The organism is Epilithonimonas zeae (assembly GCF_900141765.1).
GTDB classification, from domain to species: Bacteria; Bacteroidota; Bacteroidia; order Flavobacteriales; family Weeksellaceae; genus Epilithonimonas; species Epilithonimonas zeae.
The window spans coordinates 1,929,336-1,950,602 of record NZ_FSRK01000001.1; the positions used below are offsets into that span (position 1 = coordinate 1,929,336).

Here is a 21,267-nt window from a genome sequence, read left to right on the forward strand (position 1 = left end):
CCACATATCATTATTGTTATGAAGAAAATTTTTACTTTGCTTTCAGTCCTTCCTGTTTATCTTTTCTATGGAGGTCTGGCATCTGCTCAGCAGACGATTTATACAGAAAGCTTTTCTTATCCTGCTGGTGGTCTGCCACCTGGTTGGGAAATCAAAGCAGAACAACCACCGGGCTGGTCTATCAATAATTCGCAGATATCAGGCGGAACAGCCCCCGAACTTTATATGACCTACGGGATGCAGGTCGGTTTGAGCCGATTGGTTTCGCCGGTGATCAATACCGCAGGACATAAGCGACTGGCTTTATCTTACAATCAATATCTAATTAATTTCCTTGGCGATGCAGGGGAAACTATTGGAGCGGATGTGACATTTGACGGTGGCCAAACGTGGCAGACACTTTGGGAAAAACCTTTAGGGACACTTAATATTCCACAGGATCGTTTCACTTACTTTATCACAGTTCCTGAAAATGCAACACAAATACAATATGCCTTCCGTTACGATGGCAGTAACTTTTTTATCAATGGATGGGCAGTTGATGATGTAAGAATTGACGCTGTACCTGACAAAGATCTTTTGGTAAGTCAAATCAGTGGTAACACTTCTGTGAATGCCGGACAATCTGCTATGCTTATGGTTGAGGTTACCAATGGCGGACAATTAACACAGAGTAATTACAATATCAAATTAAAATCAAGTAGCGGAGCAGAACTGGCATCCGTTGCAGGAGATCCCATTAGTTTCGGAGAAAAATCACAGAAGATCCTGACTTGGACACCACAGGAAAGCGATATACCTCAACAATCGGTTTATGCCGTGGTAGAACTTTCAGGCGATGAAAATGCAACTAACAATCAATCCCGAGATCTGGCAGTGCATATTATGAAAGATGGAACCAAAAACGTGCAGATCGGTTCTGGATCTTTTACACTGCAGCATTCCATCCCATTTAACTTTTTCAATTTTTATAGTTTAGGGCAGAGTATGTACACTACACAACAGATTGGAAAGAACAACGCTAAAATTACCGGATTGCAATATACTTGTCAGTTTGATGAAGACAATAATGACATTCCGATTCAGATATTTTTGGCTGAGACTGATCAGGAAGATTTGTCTTCAGAATGGCTAACACCGTCATCTTTTACTAAAGTTTTTGACGGTAAAATGAATTTTAAGAAAGGTTTCAACCAGCTTTACATACCGCTTCAGAATTCTTTCAATTATTCAGGAAAAAATCTTGTAGTTTATACCAATAAAAGTCATCCACAAATGGTGCTATGGTCAACATTTATTGGTACTTTTTCCGAGGAGCCTATTTACTCCCGAAGCAGAGACGGTGACGAACAGCCTTTCGATGCATTGAACCCACCAGAAGGCTTCCCTGTTCTTTATGTTCCCAACCTGACTTTATTTTTTGAAGATGGTACAATGTCAGTCATTGATGATGTCTCTAAATCAGCGCTTGTACAGGTCTACCCTAATCCTGTGACTGACATACTGAAAATAAAAGCACAACCTAACAGCAGGCTGATGAATATAAGTCTTATTAATTCTGCAGGGCAGATTGTACTAAAGCAAGATATGACTGAAAACAGTACGGAATTGAATGTGAGTCCTTTTCCTTCAGGTTATTATATTGCACAGATCGAAACCTCTTCAGGAATTGTAAGTAAAAAAATTCTGATTAACCACTAATCAGATTCAATACCAAAATAAAACCAGACATCTTATTGCTGTCTGGTTTTTTTGTGATCTTATTACGCAGCCAAGAAGAGATAAACAATCACTTTGGTTAAATAGTGTGTTTCTTTAGCTGGTTTGATGGAATATCGCTATTTAATTAGGTTTTGGTAAAGCTGGCAAAATGAAGAATAAGGAGGCTGTTTTCATTAATTTATCATTACCAATACAAAAAATGCAACAGCCATCTTTTGCTTCAGTACTCTGCATGAACTGTGAAATAGTCAAACTGAAAATTGTTATGTTTGAAATTTCTCTTGTAACACATAAAATACTTTCGCACAAATAGATAAACATAGATATTTACGAGCCATTTTCCTGATTTCGGTTCGGAACGAAAGACAGAATGCGTACCCTATTATAATAGCTAAAAATATATTATGTTAACTTTGACAGTTCAACACCCTAATATGATGACTATTAAATTAAATTGCCGGAAGAGTTTTCTTTTCCGTTTAGTAACTCTTTGTACAATTATTTTAATGACCTTCCCAAAGGCCCAAAACCCAGAGGCTTTTAATCAGATTTACACCAAAACATATCTTGAAATATCTCAAAAAGATTTTAGAAAAGCATTAAAAATAGCTGATTCTCTATATAATGTTTCCGAAAGTCCTCGCTATAAAGCCAAGAGCCTTATGCTTTCAGCTTCATTGCTTCAACAATCCGGAGAATTTAAAGCAGCAGTTGATTATGCTATAAAAGCTAACGACATATTGGATAACACAAATGAATATGTATGGAAAGCAAAGGTATCAGGTTTTCTTGCTACCCAGTATAGACATCTTGGACTTTATGACCAGTCAAAAAAATATATAGATCAAACAGCCGAGATTATAAAATACATCGATGACCCAAAACTTGTCAATCAAACAAACGGCTTTCTTATGCAGGAGAAAGCTTACTATGAGCTTGAGCAAAAAAAATATCGTGAATCTATAAAAATGATTGATGATGCCTCACGCTATTTTAGTCTTAGCGGACAGGATAATCCATTTCTTACAGCTAATAATGAACAGCTTTTGGGTTTGAATTACTATCACCTGAAAAATTATTCAAAGGCCATGGACTATTATCAAAAAGCTTTGAATAAATTGAATGAAATGCCGGACAACTTCCTGACAGCCTTGGTTCTGAACGGAATGGCGCAGATCCATATTGCACAGAAAAGTCCCGAAAAAGCCAAACCTTTGATTGATAAAGCGCAGTTGCTTGCTGAAGAATCACCCTACCTCAGCTTAAAAAATGAAATTTATCAAAGTTCTCAGCAATATTACGCTTTAACCAAGGATATTGAAAAACTGGAATTAACCAAACGCAAACAAGACTCTGTTAAAGAAAAAATAAGCGGCAAAACCTCCGCTTTTATTAATGATTCCTTTACAAACCTGAAAAAAGACTCTGAAAAAAAACAGCAGCAATCAGAACAGAAAAATGTATTGATTGCTGTAGCGCTTTTCTTACTAACCGTTATTATTGGCTGTTTTATTATTTACAGAAGGCGCCAGAAAGAAAAATTTGTAAAAATACAGCAGATCTTAAAGGAATTTGAAGAGACAAACACTCCAACAATGTTCGAATCTGACATTCCAGAAGTAAATGTTTTTTCCAGGGATGAGGCTATTCTGTCTCAACAATCAGATGACATTGAAACGGAAACTCAGGCCTTAATGACTCCGGCTACCGAAAAGAAAATCTTAGGAAAGCTTGAAAAGTTTGAACAGTCTACGTTATTTACCCGAAATAATGTATCTCTTCCATATGTTGCAGCTTATTGCAGCACTAATACTAAGTACCTATCTTTTGTAGTTAATAATTACAAAAAGAAAGATTTTAAGAACTATATTAATGAATTGAGGGTTAAACACATTATCCATAAACTAAAAAATGATAGTCGATATCATAAGTACAAAATTTCCAGCTTGGCTGATGAGGCAGGTTTTTCATCTCAAAGTAAGTTTGCAGCAGCATTTAGGAAGGTTACTGATGTCTCGCCTTCCGAATTCCTTGATCATCTTCGGTCACAGCATTTGAATTGAAATTCGATGTTTTTTTTCGGAAATAAACCGATCGCATCCGGTTAGCGTCGCATAATTTTGTATAAAACTTAAAAAATTATTGAATCTGAATTTTGATCGAATATGATATTTAGAAGATTAAAGTTCATAAAGTTGAGGGAGGCAGCAGTCTCCTTTTTTATTTTTGCTAATCACCAGACTATTAAATTATTAAATCTCTATTCATAATTTATTATTAACATTCATTTTCCTGAATACGACCTCTCATTTTATTGTATATCCGTTTTGATAGCTGGTATTTTGCATCAGATTTTTTGACTTGCTGGAAACAGGATACAAATGATGAAAAGTCTGAAAGCTTTTCCCGAATATCTATCGGGAAAGTTTTTTTGACCATCCGTGCTTAACAGCAAGAATTAAATTCTAAACAAGCTTTATTAAATTTTATCAACACAAAATGACGCAAAAAATTTTTAACTTTCTCAACAGAAGGAGGTTCTTCTGCTGTTTAATCTTTCTTACAGCTAATTTTCTTTTTGCTGAAGGGTCAAAAAATCTTTATCCCAGCGGCGCTGCTGGCGGTCGGGCTTACCTGTATAGTAATACTTATAATGGTACCACTGGTTCTACAATGGCTTCATGGCCGTTTAAAACAGCAGGAGCGCATTATGCTTATATTAAGGCGGGTGAAGTTATCCACGCAGCCTCAAGTGCTCAAGGCATAGGCAATGGCAGAATTATTCTTACAGCTCCGGATGGCTCTGTGTACACTTCCGCTAACAATACCACGGGACAGATAAGCACCAGAACCGCAGAATTGGCAGGACCAAGACTTCTGGCACAGGCAGCAGGTTCGAATCGATACTTAACTTTTAACAGAACAGCAGCAGCGAACCAGGCTGGTATATGGAAAATCGAATTTACGCCCACAGGTGACGTCAACTCTTCTGCTACACCATCAGTTACCAGTATTGCTGCAGATGCGTCGTGGACGCAGGACACAAACTCAGAACTAATTGCAGCCTGGGATGTCTCAGTAGAATCTTCGGGTTTCTGGATAACAGGTCGGACTTACTCCAATGTAGTAAATCTGCATATCAGCAATGCTCAAAGTGGATTTTACGGGCAGATTTATGCGTTAACAAAAGATGGCTATATCTACAGAGTCAATAATAATGGTAATAATGGGGTCGGCTTCACATTTTTTGTAAACAACAGAGGTTTTATTTCAAATAACAGTTCTACTTATAAAAGTATGGACTTTTCAAGCGGTATTGCATCTTATGTGCAATCCCCTATTGTTGCAGATACTTCTTCTGACATTACCCATAAGATATTTTACAGCCAGCCGTCCTCGGATCTGCCTGTATCAGCAAGTGGTAGTGTACCCGGAAACACAACCTGGCTGAGAACAAGCGTCATTGAACCTACAGTTCTTAATGTGAGTCTGGTCGGTTCTGAAACAACACCGGGACAGGTCAGCAGTGTTAAGGGTGGCTATGTTAGATTTAACGCCGCAGTTCAGGGTTCTTATACTATTACGATAGAAAGTGCTTCAATACCAGCGACTTTTACAACACGGACTCTAACTGGAATCGCTGCCGCAGGCAATAACAATGTATTCTGGGATGGAAAAGACGGCAATAACAATAATCTTCCGCAGGGTAACCAGCCAATCAGGCTTAAAGTTCAATTGCGTGGTGCAGAAGTGCATTTTCCATTTATTGATATGGAAATAAATCCCAACGGTATGGTGTTGGAACTTTTAAATGGTACCGACACTACCAGCGAACGTTACCGCGTATATTGGGATGATAGTGATATAACGAGGACTACCACCAATAATCAGGGAAAAGGATCTACACCCGCTAACGCCAGCGTTGCCGGTTCTCTTAGTGGTCCTACCGGTACGGGTGGACATATGTGGGGACAGCAGACTAACAGCACAAGCCCTCTGACTTCAGCCAATCTTGGAAATGGATTTGGTAATGAGAAATCAATCGATACGTGGTCTTATATTAAGGGACCGATTGCCCAATCAGAAACTTCGGTCATTGTTAAGACTGCAGATCTTCAGGTTACGGCAGTTACCGCAGATAAAACAACACTGGCAATAGCTGACCAGATTACTTATACAGTGAAAGTAAAAAATAATGGTCCTAGTGATGTTGAAAATGCACCATTCACTTTTACAGTGCCGTCAGGTTTCGATCCGCAGTCTTTAACATTTACCGGTAACAACTGTGGCACTCAAGCAATTGCTGTCAGCTACAATGCGATAACACACACCTATTCTTCTCAGCTTACTCTGCCCAACGGATGTGAAATTACATACACCTTTACAATGCTTGTGAGCAGCGCTGCAACTGCTGGTGCGGTACAGGTTCAGGCTACGATACTAAGACCAAACGATGTTACAGATCCTGATGCTACCAATAATACGCCAGGAGTGCCTCCTACTAATGCCCAATACGAGTGTGCCAATAATGGGCTTGGTGGCATATGTAATAATATTTTAAACCATAATACTGTAACATTTACACCAGGTGAAATCTGTACAGAACCTGTCAATGGGAATACCTTCCAATGGAGTATTTCTGACTCTCCAGACCCTTATGTTACTCAGAATATTGTGCAACCACCTTCTAACTACGGATTTGTCTTCGACATTTACGAACTGGATAATTCATTCAATCTAAATATCAATGGTACTTTGATAGCTGCACAAGAACTTCAGTTCCAGTCATCAGGTACTTCAGGTATCAATGTACGTTTTGCCGATGGATCTCAATATGAAATCAACACTACACACAATGGAACAGCTGCCGACATATGGCAGATGCGGGGAAATCCAGCTAATCCACTCATTCGTATCTCTATTAGCCCTGCTGGAGTTATTTCCTTGTACGGGAGTAAAGCTTCATATGGACCTCTTCAGCCATTAGTGCTTACCAATGGTAATACATTTAATACAATCACATGGAACCATACCGGGACTAATAATATTACTGTCACTCAAAACGTTGTTGGCCTGACTATTATGAATGGTTACGGTTATGGTCTTAATATTACACCTTGCGCATGCTATCGGCCAGCTGTAGTGACAGGCAATGGTCCGGATACTAAGGTTGGCATCACACTTTTGAAAAGGGCTGGTGGTGATGCTCCCGGAAACTGGCCAATGGCAAGAAAATCAGGACATATAGCCTTGGAATCTAATAACCGAGGCTTTGTGATAACACGCCTTTCAACGATAGACATTCAAGGACAAAGCAGCCCCACAACCATCGCGCCTAAAATCGTAAACCCGCAGGAAGGTATGATGGTTTATGATACAACTGTTAAATGTCTGAAAATTTACCATGATGGTATATGGAGCTGTTTTAACAGACAAGCTTGTCCATAACAATATTACTAAACAATGATTAATGATGAAACAGTTATTCTCAATCACATACCTATTGTTATCTGCTATAGCATTCTCACAGGTAATTATCGGCAATGACACTGGCAGCGTACCCGCCGGACAGAAAAATTCTATTCTCCTTGAATTTGCAGCTGGACAAAATAAAGGGATTATACTTCCTTACACACGAACACTACCTTCTGGCGGAGGTCTTGTTGAAGGAACTTTTATTCTTGATGCAAGAGACGCTACTAAAGCTAAAATAAAATATTACAATGGCGTTACGGACATGCAATCTTCTGATGGCTGGTTTGATCTCAGCAATGGAAACACAGCCGATATTTCAGCTACAATGGCTTCGCAGCCAACATCAGCAACTGTTAGTGAAAATGCTGCAGCTAAAGTTATTATAGGGGCATCAATTACGTCTGCTGATGGCGTCCTTGTTTTAGAATCCGATACCAAAGCAATGGTGCTGCCTATGGTAAACAGTACCGACGATGTAACGGATCCCTCACCAGGTATGATGGTATACATCAAAAGAGAAGGTGCTAAAAGACTGGCTGTCTTTAATGGAAGTGCCTGGACATTCTGGAAAGCTCCATAAATATTAAATATTTGATAAAATAATTTGACTGGGTAGTGTTTTTATAAGACTAGAAATCTTAAAATTTGTGTTTTTTCTGCCCAGTTTTTTACCTATACACTAAATATCAGACTGTTTGGGCATCAGTCCAATATTCAGAACTGATACCAAACACCGTTACAGAACCGAACCTGAAATAAGACGCATATCTTTCTATATTGACAATTGCCGGATTTGACAGTAGTGGTGTATTCAGACATATATAAAGACGGTTCAGCCTTAGGATTTTACGCGATTTCTATTCTCACTGCACTTTCTGAGAAGAAACTTTCTTTGCGATCGTTGCTGAATTATTCCCTACTGCAGAGATTAAATGCCGTAAACTAGGTAATCAGGATTTGTGATCAGGTTACATTGGAAAAAAACTCCTGCAATCAGTAAGAAAATGACGCTTTATCCATTCCAATATCCTCATACTCTGCTTTTGATTTTCCGTGCGTATTGATAACAGTTGTCAGCTTACCTTTAAGTAAGCCTTTTTGTACACCTTGGTCATAACCATAGCTAAAGACGCGGTCGATAAATCCTTTCATTACAGCTGCCATTTCCGTCCACCAGATGGGATAGATAAAACAAGACATTTATTAATATCAATTTCAGTTTTTTGATTAGAAGAACAGCCGGCGTCCCTAAATTAAAAAATAAAATGGTTTGATATGAGGGGAGTAATATTTTGTAATGGTTTCGGAGGTAGTATTTTAGGCATAATAAAAATGAGAAAAAGCATCTTTGTAGTCTGCCGGAACAGCTATAGTAAGACTTGTATATTCATAATCGTTTTCCCCATTCTTAATTTGGATTTTCGAAAAGTGGCCCAAATCTGATAATTAAATATTTTTGGGCAACGTTCTTTTCAGGCGGTATTTTTCCAAAGATAACAAAAGTATCAAATCAAATATATCAGCAGCCTCATTTGGCGAATTTCAGAAAACAGGTCTCAAAAAACCAATTAATTAAACCATCGATTATGCAATCTCGATTAACAGAAATTTACAAAGCAAAAAAGGGAAAATCACTAATAAAAGTGAAATTTCCCTTAGAGTGACCCCGGAGGGATTCGAACCCCCAACCAACGGAGCCGAAATCCGTCATTCTATCCAGTTGAACTACAAGGCCTTTTTTATAAATGATAATTAATGAATTATAAATGATATAAAATCACTCATCAATTATCACCTTTTAAATTATTTTAGAAAGTAATCTTCACGCCTCCCAAAAACTGTGCTCCCAAAACTTTGTAGCCCAGATAATTCTGGTATTTGGTATTCAGAAGATTATTTCCGAGTGCGAAAATACTGAAATTTTTGTGAATTTTGTACTCTGCGGATAAGTTTAAATCTGCATAACCTCCAACTTTTTCGTTTTTGTTCTCAATTGTTGTATAATTTGGAATTGCAGCAATATTGCTTATCTCATAAGTATTTGAAGTTCTGTCTGTTACAAAATACGCTTTGAAACCAAGATTTAGTTTCTTTTCAAGCATTGTATATTTGGCGCCAAGATTAAATTGGAATAATGGCTTGTAATAGACTTCATCCAGATTGTCCAGCTTATATTTCATGAAGTGCAAACCAGCATCAACGGTCAGGTTTTCCATTGGAAATGCCTGCAAATCGCCCTTCACTTCCATCAAAGTTCCATTATCATAGATTGAACTAAAAGTATTCGCATAATCGTAGCCTTGTCTGTCGGCAGTAATATTAGTATCAAACAGATTATTATTATAGAAAAACTGAGCGTTATTCACTTTGCTGAATCCTGCATTAACATCATATTTGAAAGTCTGGTCAACATCACCTTTCAAACCGAAATAGAAATGATATTTGGTTTCAGTTGGTGTTAAAACCAAATCAGAAATCAAAAATGGATTTTCGTCCAGAAGATTACCATAAGTATTCAGTTTCAAACCTCCATCAATTCCTCCATAGAATTTGAATTCATCCGCAGCAGCAACCAAAACTTCTGCTTTTGGAAACCAATAGAATTTGTTATTCTTTGATTCTTCGGTTACATTGCTTGAATTTTTAGAATTAAGAAAACTGAAGTCCGAACCAATCAATAAATAGGAATCGCCTTTGTAAAAAGTAACCTTTGGCGACAACGTAAGATTGAATTGATTATTAGTGTTTTTATTCAGGATATCAAATTTAGAATTGACCGTTTCCAGATTGATTCCCAAATCTCCATTCGCTGTTATTCCGTCGGTTACCGCAAAATCGTGCTTTGATAAATTCAATTCTGCATTGGCGTAATTTTCACTAGCACCGAAATGGTCGCTCAAAAAGTAAGATTTCACACGAACGTTATTCAGAATATCATTGGAATAATGGTCGTAATAACCATTCACACTAAATTTGTTGACTTTCTGCTCTATATCAATATCATTATTTGGTGGCGTTAAAGCATAAATTCCGTAGTAATTATAATTATTGAAAGCATAATTTGCATCAATATTGAACTTTCCTTTTTCAGTATAAATATTGGCAAAAGCGCCGATTTTTGCCTGACTACTTTTGGAATCCCAATCATAGTCTTTCTTCAATCCGCTAGTCGACAAATAATGAATATCCGCTCCTACTTCCACATTGTCCTGAACTTTTCCGGAAACATTAGCATCTGCCAGAAATTTTCCATAATTCCCATAACCTAATCTGAAATAATTAAATTGATAATCATTGGAGAATTTCGGAGATATATCTTCGCCTTGAATTTCTGTCGTTTTGAAATCAGAAACTGGAGGTACATTCACTATATCATATTTCAGATTGAGCGAATCTTCTTTTTTCTTGTTATCCGGCGGATAGTTTTTTTCCTGAACAATAGATGTTTTCTTCTTCTCGATCTTCTTGACTTCCGGTTCTCTTTTTCTATTAAGAATCAATTGCTCTTCTTTGATTTGAGCGCCCAATTCTGAGACCCCGACTGTTCCCAAAAATGCCAAAACGGCGATATATTTTAGTTTGTTCATTTAAATTTATTTAAAGATTAAAGGATTTAAAAATGAATTTAATCCTTCATCAAAATATTTATTTATTCCTTTCTTGATATGAAGCTAACAACGCTTTTCCTGCTTGTTTTGAAAACCCTTTTGGATAAAACATATTAAATAGCCATAAACTTTGTATTACTTGTAAATTGAATTCGAACTTTTTATTTTCATCACCAATTTCCTGAAATCCATAATAATATTCATCTGGTAAAGATGATGGTAATAATCCAAAAGTTAGCATACTACCGGCCATTCCATTCCCACAAACTAATGATGTTTTCATAGAATCAAGTTTTATTTTTACTTGATAGCTATCATCCTCTACTAGTTCATAAATCTGTGATTTTTCTAAAATTTTATATTCTTTTTTTAATTCTTTATTTATTACAAGAGCTTTTACCTTATTTGTACTTGGTTTTGCTTCTTTATAAATTTTATGAGATATTCTATAAGAAGGTACACAACTCACAAATAAAAGTGTAATCAAAATCAGAAAAAATGCTTTGTTCATTTTAAAATCAAATTACTTCTTGATTTGCGCTTTCACTTCCTTCGCTTCTGCCACAATTTCCGGGAAATCGCCATAGTTGTTAATGATTTCATCCACCGTATAACTAGCCTGGTAATTATCTTTCAGCGCCAGATAATTTTTAGCCATCAGGACCAAAGCTTTTGCACCCCAATATTCTTCCGAAGCGTAATTATTGGCCAATTTGAAAATAGTCTCATTGGAAGATTTGAAAGCTTTTCCTTTGTTCTGATAGAAAGCTTTTGCGTATAAAGCTTCCGCCGCAACTTCTGTGTTGGAAGACTTCTCCAAAGTCGAGTAAGCCGTTTGTGCATCCTTATCTTTTCCTTGCTGCATAAGACTTCTTGCTTTGATGACTTTGGCCTGTTCCAAAGTTGTAGCAGAATTTTTTGTATTGGCAATTACAGCATTCGCATATTTTTCAGCTTCAGCAAAGTTCTTTTCGTCGGCATAGATTTTCATCAATTCAACTGAAGCGAAGTTTTTAATTGTAACGTTGGTTGAATTGGCATTTTGTTCCAGATATTTTTTTGCATCAGCCACTTTATCTTGAGCGAGATAAATCTGAGCTAATCTAACCTGCGCTTCCTGCTGATAATCGTTTTGGAAATCTGCCACATTTTGTAACGGAAGCAGCGCTTTATCAGTTTGTTTTAATTGATAATAACTTTCTCCCAACTCGTATTGCGCTTTGAAAAGATTGTCTCCGCTTGGACTTTGGTCAAGATATTTTTCATAATAAGAAACCGCTTTTGTGTAATCTTTTTTCGAGAAACTGTCTTGCGCCAGATTCAGATTGATTTCACTGATTTCTGTTCCGGAAACATTAACATTGAGACCTTTTGCAAATTGTTCGTAACCTGCAACATCACCGTTTTTCACAAAAGCAGGTTTTGCAGCAGCAACAATTTTGTCTGCGTAAGCTGTGTTTTTATACTGATTCGCCAATTGTCTGAATTCCGAAATCGCATTTTCATTCTGATTCAAGTCAATCAGATTCTGAGCTCTGTAAATCTGGGAATTCGCGACCAAATCCTTATCGGGACTGGATTTGATGACTTTATCAAAGTAAGCATTAGATTGAGTGAAATCATCATTCTGAGCATAAGCAGACGCAATCTCGTAACTTGCATCATCCACATATTCTGAATTCGGGTATTTTGAAATCAAAGTTTTAAGCTCGGAAATCTTCGCCACCGTATCGCCTTTGAAACCTAAAGCCAAAGCTTTCTGATACAACGTATAATCACTGGCATTTTCGGTTTTGTTATAAATCTCTAAAGCTTCATTCAACTGATTATTAGCGTAGTAAGTGTCAGCCAAACGCAATTCCGCATCTGCTTTGAATTCCTGTTTCGGGAATCTCAGATATTCTTTGAAATATTCCTGAGCAGTGGCAAAATCCTTAGACTTGAAATAAGCGTAACCTAAATCATAATCCAACTGTTCACGTTCAGGAAAATTCTCTGCGGTTTCATTTTCTAATTCTTTGTAAACAGCAATTGCAGATTTGTAATCGGTTTTTTGATAATAAGTCTGCCCTAACCAATATTTGGCTTTTTTGTAATAATCTTTGTTGAGTTTGTATTGAAGACTTCTTAGAAAATAAGATTCAGCCTGGTCAAAATTCCCTTTGTTAAATTCCTCAGAACCTAAAAGATAAGAAACTTCCTGCTCTATTTTTTTTGTTTCGTCAGTTTTTGGATTCAGTTTTGAAAGTGCCTCCAAAGTCGCTTTATAATCTCCTGAGTATAAATAAGATTTAACCAAAAGCGACCTCATTTCCTGAGTTTTAGAATTCGGATATTTATCCAAATATCTCTGAATCACTTTTGAAGAATTCTCAAATGGATTTCCCAATTCATAACCCAATTTTGCATATTGCTCCAAAGCCAATTGTTGAACCTTGGCATCATAATTCATCTGAGATGCGTTACGATAAGCCGAAAGTGCTTCTTGTTTTTGATTATTTTGCAAATAAGCATTTCCAAGCTGATAATATGCGTTTTGCGCCAACGGAGAATTGCTGTTAATCAATTGATTGTAATAACCAACTGCTTCGGCATTTTTCCCCACTTGAGAAGAAACAAATCCCATTTCGTAAAGGTCAGTTTCTGATGGTGTTTGCTCTTTGTCAAGGAATAATTTCAGATGCGGATAAGCCGACTGATAATCGCCTTTCATAAAGTAGCTCTCTCCTACTATCTTATGGATTTCCGTATCGTAAGCTGTGGTTTTTCCATTGTTCAAGATTTCATTTCCTTCGGAGATTGCCAAATCATAATTCTTCTGATTGTAATACATCTGAACATAATAAGGCTTCACAAGATGTGCATATTCCTCATTATTCTTGATTTGGTCGAAGTAAACAAAAGCATTATCATTTTGTTTGTCAGCATAATAAAGATGACCTAACATATACGAAATTGCAGGTTTGCTGGTTTCATCTGCAGATTTGAAGGATTCTTCTAATGCTTCAATCGCTCCGGCAGAATCTCCGGTCATAAACTTAGCATAACCTAGCTTCATAATATGCTGCGTATTTTCTTCTTTGCTCAGTTGATATTGATTGACCTTTTGCAAAGTTTCCAACGCTTTCTCGAAATCTTTTTTAGCCAAATAATAATCTGCCAAAGGTCCGTTGGCCTGAGCAAAATATGCAGACTTTGGATATTCCTTAATAAAAGCATTCAGACCTTCTTCTGCATATTGCTGTTGCAGAATCACACCAATCACATTGCTGAAAAACAAGGATGCCTCTTTTCTGGAATTACTAAGGCTTTTATTATAAAAATATTGGTTGGAATATTCGTATTGGGAAGCATTGTAAACTTTGGTGTTGTAGAGATTCTCTGCCAAACCAAAATGATAGTCTTCTTTTTGAGTAAAATATCGAGATTGTTGCGCCTCAGAAATCCCGTAAAGCGATAACATTGAAGCCAGTATTACTTTTTTTGAATTCATATAGATTTTCAAAATTATTGTCAAAGCCACAGCTTCAACAAAGTTTGTTCCTTTTTCAACGAAAATAGCGAAAAGATATTATTTGGAGAGCATTTTAAAAGATTTTATTATATAAGAAAGCCTTAGCAGATATTGTTTTATTTATTAATAAATGTTAAAAACATCAAAATTTTATTACATTTGTTACTTTCACAAAAATTATAAACTTAAATGGGTTCACTTTTCAGAAGAAAACACTACGCAGAGAATGCAGATTCCGGACAGCTTAATAGAGTTCTTGGAACCTGGGATATTGTATTTTTTGGGATCGCTGCTATTATTGGAGCGGGAAGTTTCAGCAGTTTAGGAGAAGCTATCTTCCGCGGCGGTCCGGGCGTTATTATTTTATATCTGATCTGTGGATTTGCCTGTGCTTTCACTGCTCTTTGCTATGCCGAGTTCGCAAGCCGAATTCCAACTGCAGGAAGTGCCTATACTTATGCCTACGCCAGTTTTGGGGAATTAATCGCCTGGGTAATTGGCTGGGCTTTGATCATGGAATATTCTTTCGGGAATATCTATGTTGCATTTTCCTGGTCAGATTATTTTACCAGTTTTATGGAAAGAATCGGAGTTCATATTCCTGATTATTTTACTTGTAGTTATACAGAAGCTAAAAAAGCGGTTCTCAACAATTCGAATAATGCTGAATTGATTAATGCTTGGAAATCTGCTCCAATTATTGGAAATTTAAAAATCATTGTTGATATTCCTGCTTTGGTAATCAATGGATTGATTACCTGGCTTTGCTATCAGGGCATCAAGGAAAGTAAGAACTTCAATAACTTTTTTGTAATTCTGAAGTTGTTCGTGATTCTTCTCGTAATTGCTGTTGGCGTAGCTTATGTGAATACCGGAAACTGGTTTCCGACGAATTCTGTGACTTCAGAGCCCTCTTTTATGCCGAATGGATTTGCAGGTGTCATGTCTGCTGTTTCAGGTGTTTTCTTTGCCTATATCGGTTTTGATGCGATTTCTGTTTTGTCAGAAGAAACCAAAAACCCTCAAAAAGACCTTCCAAAAGGAATGCTGATTTCTCTTGGACTTTGTACGGTTATTTATATTATTCTGACTTTAACTTTAACAGGATTAGTAGATTACAGAAAATTTGACGGAATCGGGGATCCATTATCTTTTGTATTTGATAAATCGAATCTCAATCTTCCTTGGATGGAGTTCATTGTATCATTAATTGCAATTGTTGCAATTACTACGGTACTTTTGGTTTTCCAAATGGGACAACCTAGAATATGGATGGCAATGTCGAGAGATGGACTTTTACCAAAGAAGTTTCAGCAAGTACACAGCAAAAACAAAATTCCTTCTTTTGCAACCATTATTACGGGGATTGTTGTAGGTGTTCCAATTCTATTCACGGATAAAACTTTCATTCTCGATTTTACAAGTATCGGAACTATTTTCGCTTTCGTTTTGGTTTGTGGTGGCGTTTTGATGTTACCTCCAAAAGAAAAGATCAAAGGTAGATTCCATTTACCTTATATTAATGGTAGGTTATTTTTTCCATTAATTTTCATTGGCGGATTGATATTTTTCTATTTCTACCAGCCAGAATTCTTCCACAAATTAACTAATATCAGCGACCCGAATGAAGGCGAATTCCGTTTGGCGATTATCATTTTCATTATAGTTAATCTCATTTTATGTGGATTGGCTTTCGTTAAAAATCTTTCATTGATTCCTTTAATTGGTCTTAGTTCTTGTCTTTATTTATTAACCGGAATGAGCCACGAAAATTGGTTCTGGTTTGGACTATGGTTTGCTATAGGTTTGATAATTTATTTCCTTTATGGATATAAAAACAGCAAACTAAATCAAACCAAAAATGCATTTTCAGAATAGAATTAAAACCTATAAAGAGTTTTATCAATTTTATCTTACAAAACACATTAAACCGCTGACTAAGGCATTCCATTTCCTTGGAATTCTATTAGTTTTTGCGGTTATTTTTTATGTTATCCAATCTGGAGAAGAACGGTTTCTTTGGTATTGTCCGATTTTCGGATTTGGCTTTGCTTGGTTCAGTCAAACTATATTTGAGAAGAATTTGCCTTCGATAATCAGATATCTGATTTGGTCTTTAGCTTCAGATTCCAGACTATTTTTTGAAATCTTAACAGGAAACAAATATTTAAAAACTAAGAAATAATATTGTAAATTTATTTTCTATTTCGAAATGAAGAATTTCATCAAAACTAATATTTCTACAGATTCATTAGCTCTTTTGCTGGTTCAGGCTCCGGTAGCCCTTTCTATGTTAATGGGCGATGAATTCGTAATTCAGGTGGCCAATCCGCAAATGCTTCAGCTATGGGGAAAACAGCCGGAAATAATTGGTTCAAAATTAATGGATGCTCTTCCAGAATTGGAAGGACAGGCTTTTATAGATATTTTAAATATTGTAAAAGCAACCGGTAATATTTACAAAGGCTACAAAGAGAAATGCTATCTGGTACGAAACGGACACACTGAAGAATGTTACTTTGATTTTATCTATGCTCCAATCTATAGTGATGATAAATCAGAAATTATAGGAATCAGCGTGGTGGCTACAGAAGTTACGGACCAAGTCCAAACTGAAAAGAAACTGACGGAAACGGAGTATAAATTTGAAAATCTAATTAGAAATTCTGATTACGCAGTTGCAATTTATAAAGGGGAAGATTTCATCATAGATTTGGCTAATGACAAAATGCTGAAGACTTGGGGAAAAGATGATTCTATAATAGGAAAAAGAATAGAAGAAGGGATTCCCGAACTAGTAGGTCAAGCTTTTCTTGGATTATTGAAACAGGTTTATGAGTCTGGAGAAACTTACTCTGCAAAAGAAGATCGTGCTGATCTTGTGGTAGATGGCAAACTGCAAACTTATTATTACAATTTCTCATATCAACCTTTGAAAAATCACAATGATGAAGTCTATGCTATTGCCAATGTTGCTGTAGATGTAACAGAAGCTGTACTTACAAAACAAAGATTACAAGAAAACGAAGCCAAATATAAAAACCTGGCGGACAGTTTACCAATTATTATTTGGACAGCTGACAAAGAAGGAAACATCGACTATTACAACAAAAAATGGTATGATTATACGGGATTTGAAGGTATCGACAGCAGAGAAGCGGCAACCCACAAAATCTTACATCCTGATGATATCGAAAGAGCAACTCAGGTTTGGCAAAGAAGCAAAGAAAACAAAAGCGCTTACGAGATAGAATATCAATTCAAGGATGGTCAAACCGAAGATTCTTACAAATGGTTTCTCGGTCGTGCCGTGCCTATAAAAGATACAAATGACGAAATCATCCAATGGATTGGAACCTGTACAGATATTAATGAGTTCAAGCAATTCCAGCAGCAGAAAGACAATTTCTTAGGAATCGCAAGTCACGAACTGAAAACACCATTGACTAGTCTCAAATTGTATTCTCAATACCTAGAAAAAAATCTGAGAAAGCAGGACGACCAGAAAAATGCAGATGTGGCAATGAAAATGGATGACCAAATTAACAAACTGACTGGCCTTGTCAATGATTTGCTGGATGTTACAAAAATTCAAAATGGTAAAATCCTTTTAAATAAATCTAATTTTAATTTTGATGTGTTGGTTACAGAAATCATCACAGAACAACAGATGAGCACCAGCCACAGAATTTATCTGGAAGCAGAAAACATTGGCGAAATCTACGGCGACAGACATCGCATCTCTCAGGTAATGAGTAATCTTATCAGCAATGCCATAAAATATTCTCCGGATTCTGATAAAATTAAAATCACCACAAAATTAACCGAAGAAGGCTGCGTCCTATTCTCTGTGAAAGACTATGGAATCGGTATTCCTGAGGATAAGAAAGACAAAGTTTTCGAACAATATTACAGAGTCAGCGGCAGTATGGAACACACCTTTCCGGGACTTGGATTAGGACTTTATATCTCTTCTGAAATTATAAAACGAAGCGGTGGCAGGATTTTTGTAAACTCAATTGAAGGGAAGGGCTCGGATTTTTGTTTCGAGATTCCAAAAAAACACAAATCAAATTAATACTTAAAATTACAATGTCAAATTCTAAAAAAGTTATAGTAGTGGACGATAGTCCTGCAATCTTAGATTCAGTGAAATTGATGCTGAATATGGAGGGATTCGAAGTCTCAAATTACGAAAGAGGAACCGATATGTTCAATTCCCTTTTAGAAACATCAACCAAACCAGACGTCATCCTGATGGATATGTGGTTATCCGGAGAAGACGGGAGAGACATTTGCAAAATGATAAAAGCACATCAGGATTTCAAAAACATTCCGGTTGTGATAATGTCTGCCAGCCGAGGTTTGGGAGATTCTGCGATAGAAAGCGGAGCAATAGATTTCATCCCAAAACCTTTTGATTTAGGAGAAATTGTAGAAAAAATCAGATATTATTCCAATAGTTCGGCTGAGTAATTTAATTTGGGCAGCTTAATCCGCCCACCGTTCCCGCTTTTTTCTTTTTAAATAAAAAGAAAAAGAGCTCCACTCAGGTCAGGCTGCGTGCCATTCAACTTTTAAAATTTATGAAAAAATAATACTCAATAAAAAAGCAGTTTAAATTTTTAAACTGCTTTTCTTTTCTTTAACTATTCCAAATTTAGAAATCGACCGTTTCTGGATTCAAACCGGAAAAACCTGTTTCTTCCAGAGTTTTTAAAGCCTTCATATCACTCTCCTCAATTTTGAATCGTTCAAAATGCAAGTTGTTTTTGATGTTTTCCGGATTTTCAGATTTAGGCAAAACAATCACACCGGACTGCAAACAAAACTGAATGCAAAGAATCGCAGGAGAAACATTATATTTATCAGCAATATCTTTCAAATCTTCATCTTTCAATAATCTTCCGGAACCAATAGGGCTCCACGCCTCTATCGCAATTCCTTTTTCCTTACAAAAATCAACAACACTTTGCTGAACATAACCCGGATGAAACTCTATCTGATTAACAGCTGGAATCACATCTGCAGTTTCCAGTAAAGCCTCCAATTGTGGCAACATAAAATTGCTGACGCCAATTGTTTTTACAACGCCGGATTTGTACAACTCCTCCATTGCTTTCCACGTTTCCGCATTAATTTCTTTCCAATTCTTAAATTGTTTTTCATTCGCAGGCCAGTGAATCAATAACAAATCCAGATAATTGGTCTTCAGTTTTTTAAGAGACTGTTCTACGGAATATTTCACACCTTGCCCGCTTCTGTTGCTGTTCCATATTTTAGTAGTGAGATACAGATCCTTTCTTGCAATTCCGGATTCTTCAATCGCCTCTCCTATTTCTGCTTCGTTTCCATAGATATCAGCCGTATCAATATGTCTGTAACCAGCTTCTAAAGCAGTTTTCAAAGTTTTCTGAACACTTTCCGTTGTTTGCCAAGTTCCAAAACCGATTTCCGGAATCTCAGTTCCGTTATTTAGAATTACATTTTTCATTTTAAAAAATTTGATTTTTCGAAAGCCAAAATTACGCCATCTAAAAGAGATTTTAAAATAATAAAACTGATAGAAGAATCTAAAAATTATAATTCAAATTTTAATGATATTTCATAAATTTGAACTATGGAAAAACAGGAATTCGGATTGCTTGGGAAGAATATTTCTTACTCATTTTCAAAAAAATATTTTGAGGAAAAATTCAAAAAATTATTTCTAAAAAATCATTCATACAATTTCTTTGATATTGCTGAAATAGAACATTTAAATCCAATTATAGATAATCAAAATCTAGTTGGAATGAATGTCACAATCCCCTACAAACAAGCGATTATTCCTTTTCTTGATGAACTCAGTGATGAAGCTTTACAAATTGGAGCTGTGAATTGCGTAAGTTTCCAAAACGGTAAGAAAACCGGTTATAATACAGATGCTTTTGGATTTGAAAAAACGCTTTTAATTAACAAAAAAGACCATCATAATAAAGCTTTGATTCTGGGCGACGGAGGCGCTGCGAAAGCTGTGAGATATATTCTTGATAAACACAACATAGAACATCAAACTGTTTCCAGAAAATCCGAAATCAATTTTGAAAACCTGACTGAAGATTTGGTAAAAGATTCATTATTAATTATCCAGACAACACCAGTTGGGACTTTCCCGAATGTTGATGATTCTGTTCAATTTCCTTTTGATGCGATTACCGATAAACATTACGTTATTGATTTGATTTACAATCCATCTGAAACTGCTTTTCTTAGACATTGTGCAGAAAAAGGCGCAACAACGCTTAACGGATTTTATATGCTGGAACAACAGGCTGAGAAAGCTTGGCAGATTTGGAATAGCTGATTTACAAATAATCTTTAATCACTTTCCAGCTCTCCAATTTCTCCTCAAACTTAACAGTATGAAGCGGACTTGTAGAAGGTAAAACCATAATCGGGATTTTGAAATTCTTGCCCAAAATTTTAATGAGATTTTTGTACGACTTTTGTCCGTTGCAGAAGATGATTTTGATGTTCGGATGATTCTTTATGAGTTGCGGAATATTGTTATCAATTTCATTCTTGATTTCCGTATCCAGACTTCCTTTTCGTTCACAACTTTCGATGACATCCCAAAGTGCGATTTTATTGGTTTTCAGTAATTCTAATCTCGTGTTATAATCCGTAGAAAATTCTGTATCAAAAAGATAAAACATCAATCTCCAGAACTGATTTTGTGGATGCGCATAATATTGCTGCATTTCCAAAGATTTAACTCCAGGAACAGAACCAAGAATCAGAATTTGTGAATGTTCATCTACAATTGGTGGAAAAGAATTGATTCGGTTCATTTTGTTTATAGCAAAGTCGCAAAATTTAATTTAAAATTAATTCAGTAAAAGTCGCAAAGTAAAACTACGGTTTTAGAATTTAATGAAGTTACTTTGTCCCTTAAAGCATCATTCT

At 36.2% G+C, this 21,267-nt stretch carries 15 protein-coding genes and 1 tRNA gene; 9 read left to right on the forward strand and 7 right to left on the reverse strand.

Translation table 11 applies throughout. The features are described from left to right. The first annotated feature begins 18 nt into the window (after positions 1-18). The 4 genes from BUR19_RS08890 to BUR19_RS08905 all read left to right on the forward strand — a co-directional run bounded on the left by BUR19_RS08890 (position 19) and on the right by BUR19_RS08905 (position 7,777). The gene (locus BUR19_RS08890; protein ID WP_074234929.1) at positions 19-1,701 is read left to right on the forward strand and encodes a T9SS type A sorting domain-containing protein; all 1,683 of its coding nucleotides are present in this window, start codon (positions 19-21) and stop codon (positions 1,699-1,701) included. 425 nt (positions 1,702-2,126) lie between these two features. Next, positions 2,127-3,785, forward strand: coding sequence for a helix-turn-helix domain-containing protein (locus BUR19_RS08895; protein ID WP_083600713.1), 1,659 nt, complete (start codon positions 2,127-2,129; stop codon positions 3,783-3,785). A gap of 436 nt (positions 3,786-4,221) precedes the next feature. Next, entirely contained in the window at positions 4,222-7,170 is a 2,949-nt protein-coding gene (locus BUR19_RS08900; RefSeq protein WP_074234934.1) for a DUF11 domain-containing protein, read from the forward strand. 22 nt (positions 7,171-7,192) lie between these two features. Beyond that, positions 7,193-7,777 (forward strand): hypothetical protein, encoded by a 585-nt coding sequence (locus BUR19_RS08905; RefSeq protein WP_245799049.1) that lies wholly within the window; start codon positions 7,193-7,195, stop codon positions 7,775-7,777. 413 nt (positions 7,778-8,190) lie between these two features. Here the strand turns inward: BUR19_RS08905 and BUR19_RS08910 are convergent, their stop codons facing one another. The 5 genes from BUR19_RS08910 to BUR19_RS08930 form a co-directional block, all read right to left on the reverse strand. Beyond that, entirely contained in the window at positions 8,191-8,397 is a 207-nt protein-coding gene (locus BUR19_RS08910; protein WP_083600714.1) for an NAD(P)H-dependent oxidoreductase, read from the reverse strand. Between the two features lie 461 nt (positions 8,398-8,858). After that, positions 8,859-8,932, reverse strand: a tRNA-Arg gene (locus tag BUR19_RS08915). Positions 8,933-9,005: 73 nt separating this feature from the next. Next, positions 9,006-10,784 (reverse strand): TonB-dependent receptor, encoded by a 1,779-nt coding sequence (locus BUR19_RS08920; protein ID WP_074234936.1) that lies wholly within the window; start codon positions 10,782-10,784, stop codon positions 9,006-9,008. 58 nt (positions 10,785-10,842) lie between these two features. Next, a complete protein-coding gene (locus BUR19_RS08925; RefSeq protein ID WP_074234938.1) occupies positions 10,843-11,316 on the reverse strand; it encodes a hypothetical protein in 474 nt (157 codons plus the stop codon). A 12-nt stretch (positions 11,317-11,328) separates the two neighbouring features. Further along, positions 11,329-14,298 (reverse strand): tetratricopeptide repeat protein, encoded by a 2,970-nt coding sequence (locus BUR19_RS08930; RefSeq protein WP_074235619.1) that lies wholly within the window; start codon positions 14,296-14,298, stop codon positions 11,329-11,331. Between the two features lie 210 nt (positions 14,299-14,508). Between BUR19_RS08930 and BUR19_RS08935 the strand changes: the two genes are divergently transcribed. The 4 genes from BUR19_RS08935 to BUR19_RS08950 are packed head-to-tail and all read left to right on the forward strand — an operon-like array spanning position 14,509 to position 18,795. Then, complete coding sequence (locus BUR19_RS08935) at positions 14,509-16,197, forward strand: APC family permease (RefSeq protein WP_074234940.1); 1,689 nt, start codon at positions 14,509-14,511, stop codon at positions 16,195-16,197. Further along, on the forward strand, positions 16,181-16,504 hold the full coding sequence (locus BUR19_RS08940) for a DUF962 domain-containing protein (protein ID WP_074234942.1): 324 nt from the start codon (positions 16,181-16,183) through the stop codon (positions 16,502-16,504). The genes BUR19_RS08935 and BUR19_RS08940 overlap by 17 nt, the downstream gene beginning before the upstream one ends. 27 nt (positions 16,505-16,531) lie before the next feature. After that, positions 16,532-18,397, forward strand: coding sequence for a PAS domain-containing sensor histidine kinase (locus BUR19_RS08945; protein ID WP_074234945.1), 1,866 nt, complete (start codon positions 16,532-16,534; stop codon positions 18,395-18,397). 14 nt (positions 18,398-18,411) lie between these two features. Further along, on the forward strand, positions 18,412-18,795 hold the full coding sequence (locus BUR19_RS08950) for a response regulator transcription factor (protein WP_074235620.1): 384 nt from the start codon (positions 18,412-18,414) through the stop codon (positions 18,793-18,795). 184 nt (positions 18,796-18,979) lie between these two features. Here BUR19_RS08950 and BUR19_RS08955 read toward each other — a convergent pair whose 3' ends face one another. After that, positions 18,980-19,813: an aldo/keto reductase gene (locus BUR19_RS08955; protein ID WP_074234947.1), complete on the reverse strand. Its 834-nt coding sequence runs from the start codon at positions 19,811-19,813 to the stop codon at positions 18,980-18,982. Positions 19,814-19,939: 126 nt separating this feature from the next. Between BUR19_RS08955 and BUR19_RS08960 the strand changes: the two genes are divergently transcribed. After that, on the forward strand, positions 19,940-20,665 hold the full coding sequence (locus BUR19_RS08960; RefSeq protein WP_074234949.1) for a shikimate dehydrogenase family protein: 726 nt from the start codon (positions 19,940-19,942) through the stop codon (positions 20,663-20,665). Between the two features lies 1 nt (position 20,666). Here BUR19_RS08960 and BUR19_RS08965 read toward each other — a convergent pair whose 3' ends face one another. Further along, on the reverse strand, positions 20,667-21,152 hold the full coding sequence (locus BUR19_RS08965) for a DNA-deoxyinosine glycosylase (protein WP_074234951.1): 486 nt from the start codon (positions 21,150-21,152) through the stop codon (positions 20,667-20,669). Between the last annotated feature and the right edge of the window lie 115 nt (positions 21,153-21,267).

Coding starts and splice junctions, on each gene's coding strand:
- BUR19_RS08890 (WP_074234929.1), top strand. CDS start 19: ATGAAGAAAATTTTTACTTTGCTTTCAGTCCTTCCTGTTTATCTTTTC.
- BUR19_RS08895 (WP_083600713.1), top strand. CDS start 2,127: ATGTTAACTTTGACAGTTCAACACCCTAATATGATGACTATTAAATTA.
- BUR19_RS08900 (WP_074234934.1), top strand. CDS start 4,222: ATGACGCAAAAAATTTTTAACTTTCTCAACAGAAGGAGGTTCTTCTGC.
- BUR19_RS08905 (WP_245799049.1), top strand. CDS start 7,193: ATGATGAAACAGTTATTCTCAATCACATACCTATTGTTATCTGCTATA.
- BUR19_RS08910 (WP_083600714.1), bottom strand. CDS start 8,397: ATGTCTTGTTTTATCTATCCCATCTGGTGGACGGAAATGGCAGCTGTA.
- BUR19_RS08920 (WP_074234936.1), bottom strand. CDS start 10,784: ATGAACAAACTAAAATATATCGCCGTTTTGGCATTTTTGGGAACAGTC.
- BUR19_RS08925 (WP_074234938.1), bottom strand. CDS start 11,316: ATGAACAAAGCATTTTTTCTGATTTTGATTACACTTTTATTTGTGAGT.
- BUR19_RS08930 (WP_074235619.1), bottom strand. CDS start 14,298: ATGAATTCAAAAAAAGTAATACTGGCTTCAATGTTATCGCTTTACGGG.
- BUR19_RS08935 (WP_074234940.1), top strand. CDS start 14,509: ATGGGTTCACTTTTCAGAAGAAAACACTACGCAGAGAATGCAGATTCC.
- BUR19_RS08940 (WP_074234942.1), top strand. CDS start 16,181: ATGCATTTTCAGAATAGAATTAAAACCTATAAAGAGTTTTATCAATTT.
- BUR19_RS08945 (WP_074234945.1), top strand. CDS start 16,532: ATGAAGAATTTCATCAAAACTAATATTTCTACAGATTCATTAGCTCTT.
- BUR19_RS08950 (WP_074235620.1), top strand. CDS start 18,412: ATGTCAAATTCTAAAAAAGTTATAGTAGTGGACGATAGTCCTGCAATC.
- BUR19_RS08955 (WP_074234947.1), bottom strand. CDS start 19,813: ATGAAAAATGTAATTCTAAATAACGGAACTGAGATTCCGGAAATCGGT.
- BUR19_RS08960 (WP_074234949.1), top strand. CDS start 19,940: ATGGAAAAACAGGAATTCGGATTGCTTGGGAAGAATATTTCTTACTCA.
- BUR19_RS08965 (WP_074234951.1), bottom strand. CDS start 21,152: ATGAACCGAATCAATTCTTTTCCACCAATTGTAGATGAACATTCACAA.